Here is a 14,522-nt window from a genome sequence, read left to right on the forward strand (position 1 = left end):
GGAGTAGATGTCGGAGCAAAAAAATTAACCTTTTTTGCTCCGAAATTCTTTTGTGTATCGAACAAGCTTACTTCAAAAAAAGGAGGTTCTTTCAATGGAAATATCCGGGGGTTATGGTGATGATTTCTCAATGAAGCGTGTGTTCAGGGAGGGAGACCTCAAAACAAAGCTATCATTTGGAATTATGGGACTCAGCAACCTGTTAAATAAACAATTCTTTAAAGGTATTTTATTCTTGTTGTCTGAAATTATATTTATTATCGCTTGTATCTATCAGGTTATTCCGGGAATTGTCGGATTAGTAACGTTGGGAACGAAAACTCAAGGGATGCAATGGCAAACGATTGATGGAATAAAGATGAAGGTGTCGGTAGAAGGCGACAACTCCATGCTATTGATGATCTATGGATTAGCAGCTATTATTTTCTGTGGCGTATTTGCTTATGTTTACTGGTGCAGCCTGAAGAGTAATCGAAAATTATTTTTGTTAAATAAAGAAAATAAGAAGATCCCAAGTTTTAGAGAAGATCTAAAAACACTAGCTAACGGCCGCTTTCACATGACATTAATGATCATTCCGTTAATCGGTGTGCTGCTTTTTACTATTTTGCCGTTGGTTTATATGATTGGTATTGCATTTACGAATTATGATCATAATCATTTGCCTCCTGGACACTTGTTTGACTGGGTTGGCCTGGCAAATTTTAGCAATGTATTAACCGGCCGTATGGCAGGGACTTTCATGCCGTTGTTGTCGTGGACAATGATCTGGGCTGTTGTAGCTACGGCAACCAACTTCTTTTTTGGAATTTTACTGGCCCTGCTAATTAACACAAAAGGGCTGCGAGGGAAAAAAGTTTTTCGAACGATCTTTGTAATCACGATGGCGGTGCCGCAATTTGTTTCTTTGTTAATCATGCGTAATCTTTTAGCGGATTGGGGCCCTTTAAACGCTCTTCTAGAGAAGTGGGGATTGATTTCTAACGCGTTACCATTCTTAAGTGACGGCACTTGGGCGAAGTTTTCGATTATTTTTGTCAATATGTGGGTAGGGATTCCGGTAACGATGTTAATCGCGACAGGAATCATTATGAATTTACCGACTGAGCAGATCGAAGCAGCTGAGATTGACGGAGCAAATAAATTTCAGATTTTTCGATCCATTACATTTCCACAAATTCTGCTAATCATGACACCTAATCTGATTCAGCAGTTTATTGGAAATATCAATAATTTCAATGTGATCTATCTATTAACTGGCGGTGGACCCAATAATTCTGCTCTCTACCAAGCCGGGGATACTGATTTATTAGTAACTTGGCTGTATAAATTGACCGTTGTAGCGAGTGATTATAACTTAGCCAGTGTCATAGGGATCATTATCTTTGTGTTGAGCGCGGTCTTTAGTTTATTAGCTTATACTCGCTCAAAATCTTATGAAGGAGGTTTGCAATGATGAAGAAGCAAAAAACGCGAACACTAGCATTTGTTTACATCTTGTTGATCACTCTTTCGATCATTTGGCTATTTCCAATTTTATGGGTTGTTTTGACTAGCTTTCGCGGAGAAGGAGCGATGTCGGTCAACTATATTATTCCGAAAACCTTTACGTTGGAGAATTATAAAATGCTATTCAGTAATAACTCATATCCTTTTGCCCAGTGGTTTTTCAATACACTGATTGTAGCAATCGCTACCTGCCTCATTTCAACGTTCATCACTGTAGCAATCGCTTATTCTGTTTCGCGAATCAAGTTTAAGTTTCGAAATCGTTTCTTGAAGTTAGCGTTGGTTTTGAACATGTTTCCTGGCTTTATGAGCATGATTGCTGTGTATTATATCTTAAAGGCGATGGAACTAGATGGGACATTGATTGCTTTGATCATCGTATATTCCGCGGGTGCGGCATTAGGTTTTTATATCGCGAAAGGTTTTTTTGATACGATTCCGTACTCCTTAGACGAGTCAGCTATGATTGACGGGGCTACAAAAAAGGATATTTTCTTTAAGATCACATTGCCGTTGTCAAAACCGATCATTGTCTATACGGCATTAATGACGTTTATGATTCCGTGGATGGATTTCATTTTCGCACAGGTTATTTTGGGTCAACAAAAGCAGAAATACACGGTAGCAATCGGCTTGTTCACCATGCTTCAGCCAGATAAGATCAATCAATGGTTCATGCCTTTTACAGCAGGATGTGTGATTATCGCCATTCCGATCACATTGTTGTTTATGGTAATGCAAAAGTATTATGTGGAAGGGATCACGGCTGGCGGAGTGAAGGGATAATTTAGCTTTGCTTTCATTTTACAAATTTGAATCGTTGAGGACAGAGGTGAAATTAATTCGCTTCTGTTCTTTTTTATTATCAAGTAGTATTAAACTACTGAATCAAATTTTTTTGCTATACTGAAGGTGAATGATTTAGTTAGGGAGGATTGTGATGGACAGCAGACAAACATTCAATCAAGAGATGTGTTCATGGATCAATGTAGATGCTACACAGCCTCACGAGATAAAAAAATTACGAGCCAGCTATGCGATCAGCGACGAAATGCTGACGTACGCATTAGATGATAATGAACGGGCGCGGGTGGAGTATGATCCGATGGAAAAAGCCCTTCTATTGATCTTTAATGTGCCGAACCTCTTGAAAAAGGATAATCATTATGAGACAAGTCCGATGGCCTTTATTCTGAAGGACCATACCTTTTTTTCTTTTGTAAATGATCGGACTTCTTATGTTGAGAATATTATTGAAAACATCTTATCGAATGAGCCGAATCAAAGTACCGCGAGTTTATTGTTTCATACGTTGTTTTTGATTTCTGATTATTATTTTCCGTTAGTGGAGGAAGTCGACAGTCAGCGAATCCACCTAAATAAGAAACTACGGGAGAAAACAACGAATAAAAATTTATTGGCTTTATCTGATTTGGAGATCGGTTTGGTGTATCTAGTGACAGCGACTAAGCAAAATGCTGTGTTGCTGGAACAAGTAAAGGTTCAATCTATTTTTTCTAGTTTTACCGATAAGGAAAAAGAAGAGCTGGATGATGCGTTGATCGAGGCGAGGCAGGCAGTAGAGATGACGAAACTGTCTAGTGAAATTTTGGATCAATTATCTGGTACCTATAATAATTTATTGAACAACAATTTGAATGATACGATGAAAATTCTGACGATTTGGTCGTTGTTACTAACAATTCCGACAATCGTGACGGGCTTTTTCGGGATGAATATGCCATTGCCGTTTACGCATTCTGAGATTGGGTGGGTTATTACGCTAATCATCAGTCTTGGGTTATCAGTGTGGTTAATCTTGGTCTTATGGCGCAGAATACGTTAAAAGCGAAGCAATCAAATGATGCTTCGCTTTTTTTATCTTATAGGATGAATGTTTCAATGACTTCGGCTACAGCGCTTTGCTCGTGATCTGCAATGGTTGTATGTTGAGCCGCCTCTTTTACAGCAGGAACCGCGTTTGCTACGGCAATGCCCAGTTCTGCTGCATGGATCATAGCCAAGTCATTGGTGTTGTCACCGATTGCGATTGTTTCTTTCATAGGAATCTCCAGATGCTCGGCGAGTGTTTGTAAGGCGACTCCTTTACTGACTCCTTTAGGGTTGAATTCGATGTAACGATTAGAAGAATAACTGATCTCTAAGACATCGTGGAGGGACTTGGGCATCTCTTGCTCTAACCGTTCCAAATAGCTGCGATCTAAATTTTGGAACAAGGCTTTATAGCAGACTTGATCTTTTAGAAAGCTTATCTCATCATCCGGCCGTTTTTCGTGGGGGATTGTCGTTAAGTAGGCGTCCTCCTCTGGGTTGCTGTGATAGACATACGTTTGATCGAAGGTATAGAGATGGATCGCAACATCATAGTTCGAACCAAATTCAAATAGTTGAGCCAAAATCTCAAAAGGCATAGGAAAATCTTTGATGATTGTTGGTCCATAGTTTTCTACGACTACGCCGCCATTAAAACCGATCATATAATGATTTTTCTTATTCGCCGCATCTAACTCTTCTAGCGTTTGTTTAATGGAATAAAAGCCGCGTCCGGTAGCTGGTGCAAAGACCAATCCTTGCGCTTCAGCCATTTTTATTGTTTCTTGTGTTCGTTTTGAAACATGTCGGCCTTTATCTAACAATGTTTCATCGAGATCGCAAGCAATCAATCGATACATAGTGGAGCCTCCTTCATTTTTATTGTCCTTATTATAGCAAAATCCGAGTGGACTCACTCGGATTTTAATGGTTGTATTTAATTAGAATGGAATTTACGGTTGTAAAATTCTAAACTGGTACTCATCAACCAACCAGCAAACAGCCCCAATAAACTGCCGATCACGATTCCTAGAAAGCGGAATTGGATCAGAGAATAAAGATACTGTTGTCTTACCAACATAGAAAGCATTAATGCCATTGGGGTGGAGAAGAACTGAGCGATGGCATAATTACGTTTCACGAAATATTCGACTGTTACAAAAAGGGCGGTAATAATCAGTAAGGTTTCAAAAACGGATAATGGTAAATTCAGCAGGAAGGCTGCAATTGCCAGTCCGATAATCGTACCGAAGATTCGTTGAACATTGCGATGAGCCATCGCTCGAAGATTGTCTCCCTGTAATATGGAGGCGCAGGAAACGACCAACCAATAAGGGTTTTTCAATTGCAGTCCCATACTTAGATAAACAGCAAAGAATAAAAAGCCGCTATATAAAAGACTATCGATCACTACTGCTGGATCATCATTGATTCGTTCCTTCACTGTTTTTGGAGGTTTACTAGCAGGCAAAGGTTCCTTTTCTACAAGATGTAGCAGGAAAGCGAAGCCTAAAGAAAAAAGAACACCGAGAAGCAAGAAGCTGCTCATTATGGGAATTCTATGTAGCGGAATTTTTGTACTAGCCCCCATTGCTGTAACCATGACAATAAAGAAGGGACCAGGTTTAGCGATACCATATAATCTAAAGAAAAATCTTCCTAAAAAACCAACGATTGCAACGACGATCGGAGCCGTCCAAGCAGCATGAGTGGAAAGCATTCCGAGAAAGTTTCCTACAGTTAAAAAGCTGCCGACGATAGATAAACGGATCATCAATTGTTTTAATGGAAGTTTTTGATAATAGAGAAAGGTGAAGATACCTAATGAGCCGAAACTAGAAATCGTTAGTTGGTGGAATAAGTAGCCGGTAAAAAGAATGCTGCTCATGCAAAGGCCGGCGCCAATCAAGCGTAATGGGGATTCCTTGGGTTTGTTGTAATGAATCAATTCTTTAAAAAAAGAATGCTCCATACGATCACTTCCTTCCTCTATACGTTAGCACACAAACTAAAGAAATTTCAACAAAAGTTTCAGAAAACAATCAGAAATAGGAATTATCTGGTTGACATTTTAAGTTACTCCTTGTATACTGGTAAAGTTGAGAAATGAAAGCAGAAGCACCCGCTTCTCGCCTTACGCGAACATCTCGCTGGGCTAGATAGTTAATGACTGATCTTTTCGATGAGTCGAACTACGTGCGGGTTCGTAAAGAACTCGTTTTTTTATTCGCTTTTTTTCTCTCAAAAATTTTGGAGGTGAATGACCATAGCAAAGGATATGATGGTTAACGACGGCATTCGTGCACGTGAAGTACGTTTGATCGGACAAGACGGCGAACAATTAGGTGTGAAATCGAAAGTAGAAGCCTTAAAGATTGCTGAACAAGCAAACCTTGATGTAGTCCTAGTCGCTCCTGGTGCAAAACCACCTGTAGCGCGTATTATGGATTATGGGAAGTATCGCTTCGAACAACAGAAAAAAGAACGTGAAGCTCGCAAGAAACAAAAAGTGATCAACGTTAAAGAAGTTCGTTTGAGCCCAACAATCGACGTGAACGATTTTAATACAAAACTTCGTAACGCACGTAAATTCTTGGAAAAAGGCGACAAAGTAAAAGCGTCAATCCGTTTCAAGGGCCGTGCCATTACCCACAAAGATATTGGTCAAAAAGTTCTTGATCGCTTAGCTGAAGAAACTGCCGATATCGCGACAGTGGAACAAAAGGCGAAGATGGACGGACGTAGCATGTTCTTAGTGCTTGCACCGAAAGAGAAGAAAGACTAGCAATAATTTTGAGAATGCATCTTTGACTCTCGTTAAAGAGTATGCGAAATGAAAAGTAGGAGGAAATTTAGTCATGCCAAAACAAAAAACACATCGCGGTTTAGCAAAACGCGTAAAACGCACTGGTAAAGGCGGTTTGAAACGTTTCCGCGCGTTCACAAGTCACCGTTTCCACGGAAAAACAAAAAAACAACGTCGTCAACTACGTAAAGCGTCTATGGTATCAAAAGGCGATTACAAACGTATCCGCCAACAATTGGCACGCATGAAATAATTGCGCAACCCGCTTTACAATTTAAAAAATTCAATGATTTATTTATTAGGAGGAATTAAACATGGCACGTGTTAAAGGTGGAACTGTAACTCGTAAACGTCGTAAAAAGACATTAAAACTAGCTAAAGGTTACTACGGTTCTAAACACACTCTATTTAAAACAGCTAAAGAACAAGTAATGAATTCATACAACTACGCATACCGCGATCGTCGTCAAAAGAAACGCGACTTCCGTAAATTGTGGATTGCACGTATCAACGCTGCAGCTCGTATGAACGGCTTGAGCTACTCAAAATTAATGCACGGTCTTAAAGTTGCCGGTATCGAAATCAACCGCAAAATGTTAGCTGACTTAGCAGTTAACGATGCAGCTGCTTTCACTGCACTAGCTGACCAAGCAAAAGATTCATTAAACAAATAAGCTTATAAACGTTGATTTAACAACGTTAAAACCCGCTCATTCGAGCGGGTTTTTTGTTTGACCCAAAGTTTGACCCACACGCTTACCATTTGCCATAAAATCATCAAAGAGTGAGGCCGTTTCGTCTTTACCTTCTTGTGTTACATGGATATAGGTATTCATCGTTGTCTTAATATTGGTATGTCTTAATCGATCTTGTGCTTGTTTCATATCTGCCCCTGCTTCAAAAAGCAAAGAGGCATGAGTATGGCGAAATCCATGAACTGTAATTTTTTTCATGCTTGGATGATGATGGTAAAAAACTTGAAGCCAAGTGAGTGGAGTCCTTGAGTGTAAAAGGGAGTTATCTTCATCTTGGCTAAAAACTAGCTGTTCGGTGGAAGCAATATGACCCAATTGATTTAGGATTCTATTTTGCTGAACACGCCATTCTTTTAAAGCAGTAATAACAGTACTATCAATGCTTATAGTACCATTACTTGCTCTTGTTTTTGGTCGTTGAATTAAACGAGCACCATTTTTACCAGCAGCCAATGTTTTATTGATTGTAATTGTTTTTTCATTAAAATCAATATCTCGCCAAGTGAGTGCTAATGCTTCACCTTTACGCAATCCAGTGAAACCCAAAAGTAAAAAGAAGGTGTAGCGTTTAGGTTGATCAAGCTTCTTGTATGCCGCTAGAAAGGTTAATAATTCTTCTCGCGAATAGAAATTCTTCTTTGTTTCTTCGTCATCAAACACTACTGGAACAGTGATACGCTCTAAAGGATTCTTTTCTATTTCGTCAAGTGTTTCCGCGTATTTGAAGACCATCCCAGCGTAATTTAGATACCTTTTGTATCGTCTTGGATGCTCTTGTGACCAAGCGTTAGCTAACCTCTGGCAAAAAGTGACAGAAATACTATTTATTTTCAAGGCTCCTAATGCAGGTAAAATATGCTTTTCGAATGGAATGAGTGTATTCCAGTAAGTACTTTCCTTTACTCTGGTTTTATATACGAGTTTATACCATTCTTCGAAAACTTCTTGATATGTTCGTTGTCTTTTTTTAGGTGAAAAACCGTTTTTTGCAAATTCAATTTCTAAATTTGCCAGTGCAATCTTTGCTTCTTTAGTAGAAGAAAAACCACGTCTAGTTGTTTCTTGCCGTTTTCCAGTTACTGGATCAATTCCTAAATACTTTTTAAACATGTAAGCAGTTGTTCCGTCTTTTTTCTTATATTTCTTGATTTGTGTTGCCATAATATGCTCCTATCAACGTGGGGCGCTGAAAAAAGCCTATTTCAAGTAAAAAATCCCATCAAACACGGTGTCGCCACTCTTAACAAACACAGGAATAGATCCTTGTTTATCATTTAAAGAGTAGGGCATCTGTTTAATTGCTGAGCTTGCAACAAGTCTTAAAAATATTGGTTCTAAATCATGAATGTTGAATTCTTGTTCATTTTTTTTAATGTTTTTTATCTTAATATTGATGGCTAGTGCTGAATTGTTACTAAGATGTGGGATTTTTTCTAAGATTTCTAGTTGACCATCCAAATTAGCATCAAATGAATCACTAACTACACGTGATTTATAAGAAAAATGAGTTTCATCTTCTTGGTCAACACTTACATCAACCAAAGTGAATTCTTCTTGTCCTCCAAACTTTAGCAATTCTGATGATGGGATATCAAATATATTTGCAATCTTTTTTATCATATTGATGTTTGGTTCACGATTTCCATATTCCCAGTTGGAATATGCTCCTCCGGATATACCAATTTTTCTTGCCATCTCTGCCTTTGATAAACCATGTGCTTCTCGTAATTCTTTCATTCTTATAGATAAATCAGACATGATATGACCTCCTCTTAGAACTATTATACATTATATTCACTGAAAATTCTATTCGAAAAGAATAGAAAAAGTATTGACTATTCGTTTTGAATAGATTATTCTGATAGTACAAGTTATTCAAAATGAATAGAAATGAGGCGTGTGTATGGAAACTATAACAAATACGGAAGAAAAAAAGCTATCGAGTAAAAAAGTGCGTGATCCGACCAAATTATCAACTTCAATAACGAAACGTTACTTAAATAAAAAGGAAGCAGCAGTGTACTGTGGGGTTAGTTATAATACACTACAAAAATTTATACATAATGGTCTTAAAATAGTGATGGTTGATTCTTTAGTCAGAATTGATCGATATGATATTGATGATTTTTTTCAGCTTTATAAAAAATAAGTATACGTGGGGCGCTGAAAAAGTAATCGATTCAAATGTAAAAAAATTACTATTGTAAAAGTACATAAATGCATCGCAAAACAATAAAAATATTGAAAGGATTTATTGCAATGGACAAAATTTTAAAATTGAAAACACCAACATATTTAGAGACGCTTATACAGAAAATTGATTATCAAAACATTTCCGATGAATACGTTTTTGAATTTGGAAAATCTGCATTAACGGAACTTATTGTACAAGTTGAATTAGAAAATGAAGGTTTATCAAAAAATTTACAAAAGCGTTCTCCTGTACAGTTGACTAGTCTTGATTGTGCTGTACTTCTTGCTTATCTTTACGATTTTCGTAAAGTCCGTATGAGTAATAATTCCAATGACACACTTCTTTCTGTTTATGATAAGAAAAATGGCTTATTCCGTAATGATAAAGAATATCTTGAGCAGTTAATAAAATTAATATCACCAAACAAAACCGTAAGACAGTGTGAAGAGGTTGTATCTGATATTAAGACACTAGTACCAGTCGTACATAAAACAAATGACAAACATTTGATTGCGGTAAAAAATGGGATATTCAATAAAAAGACAAAAAAACTGGAGAAATTTAATCCAAAATATGTTTTCTTTTCAAAATTGTCTGTTGAATATAATGAAACAATTGTGTTGCCGCTTATCACAGCAAATGATGGATATAAATGGAATGTTGAAGAATGGTTATCTGAACTTGCGAATAACGATAAAGAAGTATCCGAGCTTTTTTGGCAAGTCATTTCGGATGCAATTCAAGGGAGTTTTTCTAGAGGAAAAGCAATCTTTTTTTTCTCACAATCTGGTAACAATGGCAAAGGAACCATTGGACAACTGATTAAAAACATTTTAGGCAATGGAAATTATAGTAGTTTAAGCATTGACGATTTTAGACAACCTTTTCTAAAAGCTCAACTTGTAAATGTGATTGCCAATATTTCGGATGAAAATAGTGTTGATCAATATATTGATTCTGTACGTGACTTTAAAGCTAGTATAACAGGTGATGATATAATAATTAATGGTAAATTTGAGAAGCCTTATCCGTTCCAATTTCATGGTGCAAATATCCAAATGTTAAATGGATTACCTAAAACCCGTGATAAATCCGAGTCATTCTACCGTCGAATTATACTAGTGCCTTTTTTAAAATCATTTCAGAATAATGGCGAGCGAAAAGAAATTAAGAATGATTATATTGCTAGAAAAGATGTTTTGGAATACGTTCTGAAAAAAGCTCTGCTATTAGATTTTGATGAATATATTGTACCTGAAGTTAGCTTGAAATTAATGGATCAATACAAAGAGATAAATAACTCCGTTCTAGAGTTCTGGAAGGAAATTAAGACAGAATTAGCTTGGGATTTTGTCCCTCGAAATTTCTTGTACGATCTTTATAAATCATGGTTTTATCAGAGTACACCTTCAGGTCGAGTGTATAGTAGGCAGCGCTTTTATGAAATTATTAGCGGGATTATTGAAAATGATAAACAATGGACTCTTTCTGAGTATCCTATAACTGTTCAAAAACGAATGGATGCTGATGAGCCACTTATTACTACATATAAATTAGAAAATTGGTATGATCAAAGTTATACAGGTAACAGTTTAGAACGAGTCCGAGATTTTGAGCGAGCTGATCGATATCGAGGATTTTGGAAAGTTTAGATATGTAGAGGTACAGGTAACTGTATCTCTTTTTTGTGCATAAGTACAATAAACAATCTTAGACGTGTGCAAAAAAGAAAGTAATAATGGTTGATATATCAGTATTTAGTACAATTTGAAAGTCACAGACACAGAAAACACAGAAATAAACAACCCTAGTAGTATTAACAACCTCATAACCAATAATATATATTTTTTCAATATTGTATTATTTAAACTTGTGTATTTTGTGTTTTACCTACTTTGATTTGATGTATCAACGATTCGTGTACACAAAAAGTACAAAATGAGGGTTTGTGCCATGAAATATAGTGTTAGTCGTTTTTTTGTATTAATAAGGGAGAATTGAGTTGAATAGAAAATTCGAAGCATTTATGTAAGATTGCGTCCAGAGATAATTAAAGTCTTAGTTCTTGTACTAAAGATCTTTTTCAAAAATCAACACGTTTCTAATGTATGAATCTATTTTCTGTTAGTGGAGAAAATAGATTTTCAAAAGTGAAAATCCCTCACACAATAAAAAGGCGAGGGAAAGATAGTTCGAATTCTGCTATTTTTTTGGATCAACTTCGACGTTTTTGGCGTCTGGTTCGTCAAAAACTAAAGGTGTCATTTTGTCATCGCGACAAAGTACAAAGTAATCGTCGTCGACATTAACAGTAATGTACGTAGCGTCATAAACAGTAGTACCACGCAGAACCGATGGGCCAGAAAAATTTAACTCATCTTCTTGATCGACAAGTTGAGTTTTTACGACAGAATCTTTTTCAGCGGCCTCATCCATACGTAAGTAAGCCAATTCTTGTTTTTTAAATCCAAAACTGACTGTCTCGCTGGCAGCGTTGTTGCCTGTACTGTCGGTCTGGATCGAAAATTTATAGCTAGACGGTTTTGGGGTATAAACGCTCGTATCTTTAAGATATTTTAATTGCTCATTGAATAATGCAATTTGATCTGCCGCTGCTGTGCTGTTTTCTCTGTCGTGTATTGTTTCTTCAACTCTTTTGATATTTTCATCAATTATGTTTTGATCATACGTATTTTGTTGCTTTTTGATCTCTTTTATAATTTCTGAGTCACTCATTTTTGATACATCGCCCAATGACATTTCAAACTCCTCATATTTTGTCACTTTATCTTTGTCAAAAACGTACGCACTGCTGATCTCAGTGTCTTTTCCAATACCGTCGTCATTAGACCTAACACGATACCAGATTTGTGCTTCTTTTTTTGATTTGGCGAAATATTCGGAAAAGGTCATTTCTTTACCATTTGACGCTTCGGATTCTGGCGTAGATGATGCTACATCTTTTTTCTCACCGCAGGCTGTAAGTAGTGATATAAGCGATACTGATAAAATTAATAAGCCGATTTTTTTCTTCATTTTCTAAGACCCCTTTGTACTAATCAATAAATAATTGTGTTGCGTATACTTCATTTCTTACGACGTAAACACCAATTCCGATTTTGCTGAAACGAGAACTTAGCATCGTTGCTTTGTGTCCAGCGCTACTTAACCATTGGTTGTATAGCTGCAAACCAAGCTTGTTGCCATCGCGTTCACTCGTATTTCGATCTGCAATGTTTTCGCCCGTTTGTCCATATGAGACGCCTAGTTGATCTAAAACTGTGAAAAATGCAGAATTATTCGGACGGATGTGGTCAAAGTTAGTTTCTAACTCTTGCGCGCGGATTGCTGCTGCGTTATCTAGTAATGCCACTTGGGATACAGGTGCTACGCCGTTTGCTGCGCGTAGTTCGTTTACTTTTGCTAAAATTGTTGATTTCAGTTTTGCTGTTTCAGTTGCGTCTAATTTCTTGTATGTGTATACGTCAAACTCGTATTCGTATGTCTGACCGCCAATCCAGTTTTTAAGTCCGTAAGTGACACCATTTGAAAGGTCATATCGGTTTGGATCAAGTCCTAGATTTTTCGTGGCAGGTTGATATGATTCTCCTTGGCTGATTGTTTTAACAATTGTTGTGTAGTACACATCATCAACGTAGATTTTTAGATTAAACGTATCAACAAGAGGAACCTTTTTGTAGTCAAATGTGATGGTCATGTCTTTATCAACGGTTACTGTCTTGATGTTGTATTCATTGAGTTCGTAGCCATCAATCACTTCAGCTTGAGCTGTGTATTGTTTACCGCTTTCGACATCAGTGCTTTTTGATTTAATGATTTCTCCATCGCACATAGCATTGACTGTTACTTTGTATTTTGTTGGTGCAACTGGATCTTTTGTGTAATTGAATGTGATTGTTTTATCACTATCAACAGTCACTGTTTGTGTTTTATCGCCTTTTAGCGAGTAACCAACATACAATCCAGCATTTGCTGTGTATGATTTACCTTTGTCTACGGATACTGTTAAATTGCCTAATAATTTACCGTCTGAACCTACATGTTTAATTGTTACAGTGTATTTGGTAACTGGTGCAGGATTTTTGGTGTAATTAAAGGTAATTGTTTTGTTGCCATTTACAGTTATAGTTTGAGTGTTGCTGCCTTTTAGAGTATAACCGCTGAATGATTCAGCTTTTGCTGTATAATTTTTCCCTTTTCCAACTGTAGCCGATGTTGATTTTAATGTTTTACCATCTGATCCAATATGTTTGGTAGTCACAGTATATTTTGTTACTGGCGCTGGTGTTGGCTTAGGTTTTGGTGTAGATGTTGTCTTCTTAATGCCGTACCAACTTATTCCCTCATTGCGCCATCCGTGTTTTAATAAGTTTTTCTGTTCTACATAATTTACAGTGTAATTGTGCGATCCAGCTTTTGCATTTGGATTGTATGCACGGTAGAGAGGTACAGCCTTCTTGGTGTCTGAGTACCAACCAATACCTTCGTATTTCCATCCGACTTTTACTAAGTGATTTTTCTCGTTGGCATTCATTGTGTAATGATGATCACCAGCGTTTTTGTTGTATAAACGATAAACTGCATTTCCGCTGCTTGGTGCGGTCCAACCAATACCCTCTGATTTCCACCCAACTTTGGTTAAGTGATTTTTTTCGTTGGTGTTCGCTGTGTAAAAGTGTTCGCCGCTGTTTGGATTATACAGGCGATGCATGTCAGCAGCTTCTGCTGCATCTGCAAATAATACAATGCTTGTCACCGCAAATACCGAAAATCCTAGCGTTAGTAGTAGTTTTCCCTTTTTCATTATTTTGTTCTCCTTTTCTTTTAGTCGTGATTTTTAGACAATCTGATAATTTACTGTTATCAATATATATTTAACAGTCAAAATAATACATATATAGCATATTATACATTGCGAGAATACATTTATCATCTGCTTTTTTCGAGAAAAAATACTTATCATAGATGAGAGAGAGGTGATACGCTATTCTAAACGATCAAATTGCAAGGCAAATCCGAATTTATCGCAAGCAAAAGAAAATGACTCTTGCCGATTTGTCCGCGCGAACAGATGTAGACGAAACCTACTTAGGGCGGGTTGAGCGCAATGAAATAAACATAACGTTGGCTACCCTAGAAAAGATAATCTCAGGACTAGGGATGACAAGTAGTGAGTTCTTCGCTTTTTTTGAAATTGAGGAAAGACAGCCTGAACTTTTTTCTTTAACGCAAGATATTAACGAATCTCCTGAACGAGATAAAATAATCGATTTGATTAAAGGTATTTTAAACCTGTATCAGAGCTGAAGTTGCTTCCGGCAAGAAGCAGCTTTTTTCTTTCCTCAAAATCCAGCCGAAAACGATAAAAAAAAGACTCAACCGTAAATCGGCTGAGTCTATGATA

At 37.0% G+C, this 14,522-nt stretch carries 15 protein-coding genes and 1 other annotated feature; of the genes, 9 read left to right on the forward strand and 6 right to left on the reverse strand.

Annotation, left to right across the window (positions count from 1 at the left end; all coding sequences use genetic code 11):
- Positions 1 to 130 precede the first annotated feature (130 nt).
- From IGI50_RS01780 to IGI50_RS01790, 3 genes are all read left to right on the forward strand, one after another.
- On the forward strand, positions 131 to 1,456 hold the full coding sequence (locus IGI50_RS01780) for a carbohydrate ABC transporter permease (RefSeq protein WP_438777559.1): 1,326 nt from the start codon (positions 131 to 133) through the stop codon (positions 1,454 to 1,456).
- Complete coding sequence (locus IGI50_RS01785; protein WP_010747124.1) at positions 1,456 to 2,295, forward strand: sugar ABC transporter permease; 840 nt, start codon at positions 1,456 to 1,458, stop codon at positions 2,293 to 2,295. The genes IGI50_RS01780 and IGI50_RS01785 overlap by 1 nt, the downstream gene beginning before the upstream one ends.
- Before the next feature lie 154 nt (positions 2,296 to 2,449).
- A complete protein-coding gene (locus IGI50_RS01790) occupies positions 2,450 to 3,355 on the forward strand; it encodes a magnesium transporter CorA family protein (RefSeq protein WP_010747123.1) in 906 nt (301 codons plus the stop codon).
- A gap of 37 nt (positions 3,356 to 3,392) precedes the next feature.
- Here the strand turns inward: IGI50_RS01790 and IGI50_RS01795 are convergent, their stop codons facing one another.
- Both IGI50_RS01795 and IGI50_RS01800 read right to left on the reverse strand, forming a co-directional pair.
- Positions 3,393 to 4,202 (reverse strand): Cof-type HAD-IIB family hydrolase, encoded by an 810-nt coding sequence (locus IGI50_RS01795; RefSeq protein ID WP_438775957.1) that lies wholly within the window; start codon positions 4,200 to 4,202, stop codon positions 3,393 to 3,395.
- Positions 4,203 to 4,279: 77 nt separating this feature from the next.
- Positions 4,280 to 5,314: an FUSC family protein gene (locus IGI50_RS01800; protein ID WP_438775959.1), complete on the reverse strand. Its 1,035-nt coding sequence runs from the start codon at positions 5,312 to 5,314 to the stop codon at positions 4,280 to 4,282.
- 132 nt (positions 5,315 to 5,446) lie between these two features.
- Positions 5,447 to 5,575 (forward strand) — a sequence feature (ribosomal protein L20 leader region).
- Between the two features lie 27 nt (positions 5,576 to 5,602).
- Between IGI50_RS01800 and infC the strand changes: the two genes are divergently transcribed.
- From infC to rplT, 3 genes are all read left to right on the forward strand, one after another.
- Positions 5,603 to 6,127, forward strand: a complete 525-nt coding sequence (gene infC / locus IGI50_RS01805; RefSeq protein ID WP_010747120.1) for a translation initiation factor IF-3 — start codon at positions 5,603 to 5,605, stop codon at positions 6,125 to 6,127.
- Between the two features lie 73 nt (positions 6,128 to 6,200).
- A complete protein-coding gene (gene rpmI / locus IGI50_RS01810) occupies positions 6,201 to 6,401 on the forward strand; it encodes a 50S ribosomal protein L35 (protein WP_010747119.1) in 201 nt (66 codons plus the stop codon).
- A gap of 61 nt (positions 6,402 to 6,462) precedes the next feature.
- Complete coding sequence (rplT, locus tag IGI50_RS01815; protein WP_010781965.1) at positions 6,463 to 6,822, forward strand: 50S ribosomal protein L20; 360 nt, start codon at positions 6,463 to 6,465, stop codon at positions 6,820 to 6,822.
- Between the two features lie 36 nt (positions 6,823 to 6,858).
- Here rplT and IGI50_RS01820 read toward each other — a convergent pair whose 3' ends face one another.
- Together IGI50_RS01820 and IGI50_RS01825 are read right to left on the reverse strand one after the other, a co-directional pair.
- Entirely contained in the window at positions 6,859 to 8,064 is a 1,206-nt protein-coding gene (locus IGI50_RS01820) for a tyrosine-type recombinase/integrase (RefSeq protein WP_438775962.1), read from the reverse strand.
- A 36-nt stretch (positions 8,065 to 8,100) separates the two neighbouring features.
- Positions 8,101 to 8,661, reverse strand: a complete 561-nt coding sequence (locus tag IGI50_RS01825) for a helix-turn-helix domain-containing protein (protein ID WP_438775964.1) — start codon at positions 8,659 to 8,661, stop codon at positions 8,101 to 8,103.
- A 145-nt stretch (positions 8,662 to 8,806) separates the two neighbouring features.
- Between IGI50_RS01825 and IGI50_RS01830 the strand changes: the two genes are divergently transcribed.
- Positions 8,807 to 9,052: a helix-turn-helix domain-containing protein gene (locus tag IGI50_RS01830; RefSeq protein WP_438775966.1), complete on the forward strand. Its 246-nt coding sequence runs from the start codon at positions 8,807 to 8,809 to the stop codon at positions 9,050 to 9,052.
- Positions 9,053 to 9,162: 110 nt separating this feature from the next.
- A complete protein-coding gene (locus tag IGI50_RS01835) occupies positions 9,163 to 10,749 on the forward strand; it encodes a DNA primase family protein (protein ID WP_438775968.1) in 1,587 nt (528 codons plus the stop codon).
- Between the two features lie 550 nt (positions 10,750 to 11,299).
- Here the strand turns inward: IGI50_RS01835 and IGI50_RS01840 are convergent.
- Both IGI50_RS01840 and IGI50_RS01845 read right to left on the reverse strand, forming a co-directional pair.
- Positions 11,300 to 12,133 carry a hypothetical protein gene (locus IGI50_RS01840; protein WP_438775970.1) on the reverse strand — a complete coding sequence of 278 codons (834 nt, stop codon included), beginning with the start codon at positions 12,131 to 12,133 and terminating at the stop codon, positions 11,300 to 11,302.
- A 19-nt stretch (positions 12,134 to 12,152) separates the two neighbouring features.
- Positions 12,153 to 13,922, reverse strand: coding sequence for a MucBP domain-containing protein (locus IGI50_RS01845; RefSeq protein WP_438775972.1), 1,770 nt, complete (start codon positions 13,920 to 13,922; stop codon positions 12,153 to 12,155).
- A gap of 236 nt (positions 13,923 to 14,158) precedes the next feature.
- Here IGI50_RS01845 and IGI50_RS01850 point away from each other — a divergent pair, with 236 nt between their 5' ends.
- The gene (locus IGI50_RS01850; protein ID WP_438775973.1) at positions 14,159 to 14,425 is read left to right on the forward strand and encodes a helix-turn-helix domain-containing protein; all 267 of its coding nucleotides are present in this window, start codon (positions 14,159 to 14,161) and stop codon (positions 14,423 to 14,425) included.
- Positions 14,426 to 14,522: the final 97 nt, after the last annotated feature.

This window comes from Enterococcus sp. DIV0170, from assembly GCF_051710765.1.
Lineage (GTDB): Bacteria > Bacillota > Bacilli > Lactobacillales > Enterococcaceae > Enterococcus_A > Enterococcus_A raffinosus.

What these genes read in the sequence shown, in the direction of transcription:
- IGI50_RS01845 (WP_438775972.1), bottom strand. Translation starts at nt 13,922, where the DNA reads ATGAAAAAGGGAAAACTACTACTAACGCTAGGATTTTCGGTATTTGCG.
- IGI50_RS01795 (WP_438775957.1), bottom strand. Translation starts at nt 4,202, where the DNA reads ATGTATCGATTGATTGCTTGCGATCTCGATGAAACATTGTTAGATAAA.
- IGI50_RS01820 (WP_438775962.1), bottom strand. Translation starts at nt 8,064, where the DNA reads ATGGCAACACAAATCAAGAAATATAAGAAAAAAGACGGAACAACTGCT.
- IGI50_RS01825 (WP_438775964.1), bottom strand. Translation starts at nt 8,661, where the DNA reads ATGTCTGATTTATCTATAAGAATGAAAGAATTACGAGAAGCACATGGT.
- IGI50_RS01835 (WP_438775968.1), top strand. Translation starts at nt 9,163, where the DNA reads ATGGACAAAATTTTAAAATTGAAAACACCAACATATTTAGAGACGCTT.
- IGI50_RS01830 (WP_438775966.1), top strand. Translation starts at nt 8,807, where the DNA reads ATGGAAACTATAACAAATACGGAAGAAAAAAAGCTATCGAGTAAAAAA.
- IGI50_RS01840 (WP_438775970.1), bottom strand. Translation starts at nt 12,133, where the DNA reads ATGAAGAAAAAAATCGGCTTATTAATTTTATCAGTATCGCTTATATCA.
- IGI50_RS01785 (WP_010747124.1), top strand. Translation starts at nt 1,456, where the DNA reads ATGAAGAAGCAAAAAACGCGAACACTAGCATTTGTTTACATCTTGTTG.
- IGI50_RS01850 (WP_438775973.1), top strand. Translation starts at nt 14,159, where the DNA reads ATGACTCTTGCCGATTTGTCCGCGCGAACAGATGTAGACGAAACCTAC.
- IGI50_RS01780 (WP_438777559.1), top strand. Translation starts at nt 131, where the DNA reads ATGAAGCGTGTGTTCAGGGAGGGAGACCTCAAAACAAAGCTATCATTT.
- IGI50_RS01790 (WP_010747123.1), top strand. Translation starts at nt 2,450, where the DNA reads ATGGACAGCAGACAAACATTCAATCAAGAGATGTGTTCATGGATCAAT.
- rpmI (WP_010747119.1), top strand. Translation starts at nt 6,201, where the DNA reads ATGCCAAAACAAAAAACACATCGCGGTTTAGCAAAACGCGTAAAACGC.
- IGI50_RS01800 (WP_438775959.1), bottom strand. Translation starts at nt 5,314, where the DNA reads ATGGAGCATTCTTTTTTTAAAGAATTGATTCATTACAACAAACCCAAG.
- rplT (WP_010781965.1), top strand. Translation starts at nt 6,463, where the DNA reads ATGGCACGTGTTAAAGGTGGAACTGTAACTCGTAAACGTCGTAAAAAG.
- infC (WP_010747120.1), top strand. Translation starts at nt 5,603, where the DNA reads ATGACCATAGCAAAGGATATGATGGTTAACGACGGCATTCGTGCACGT.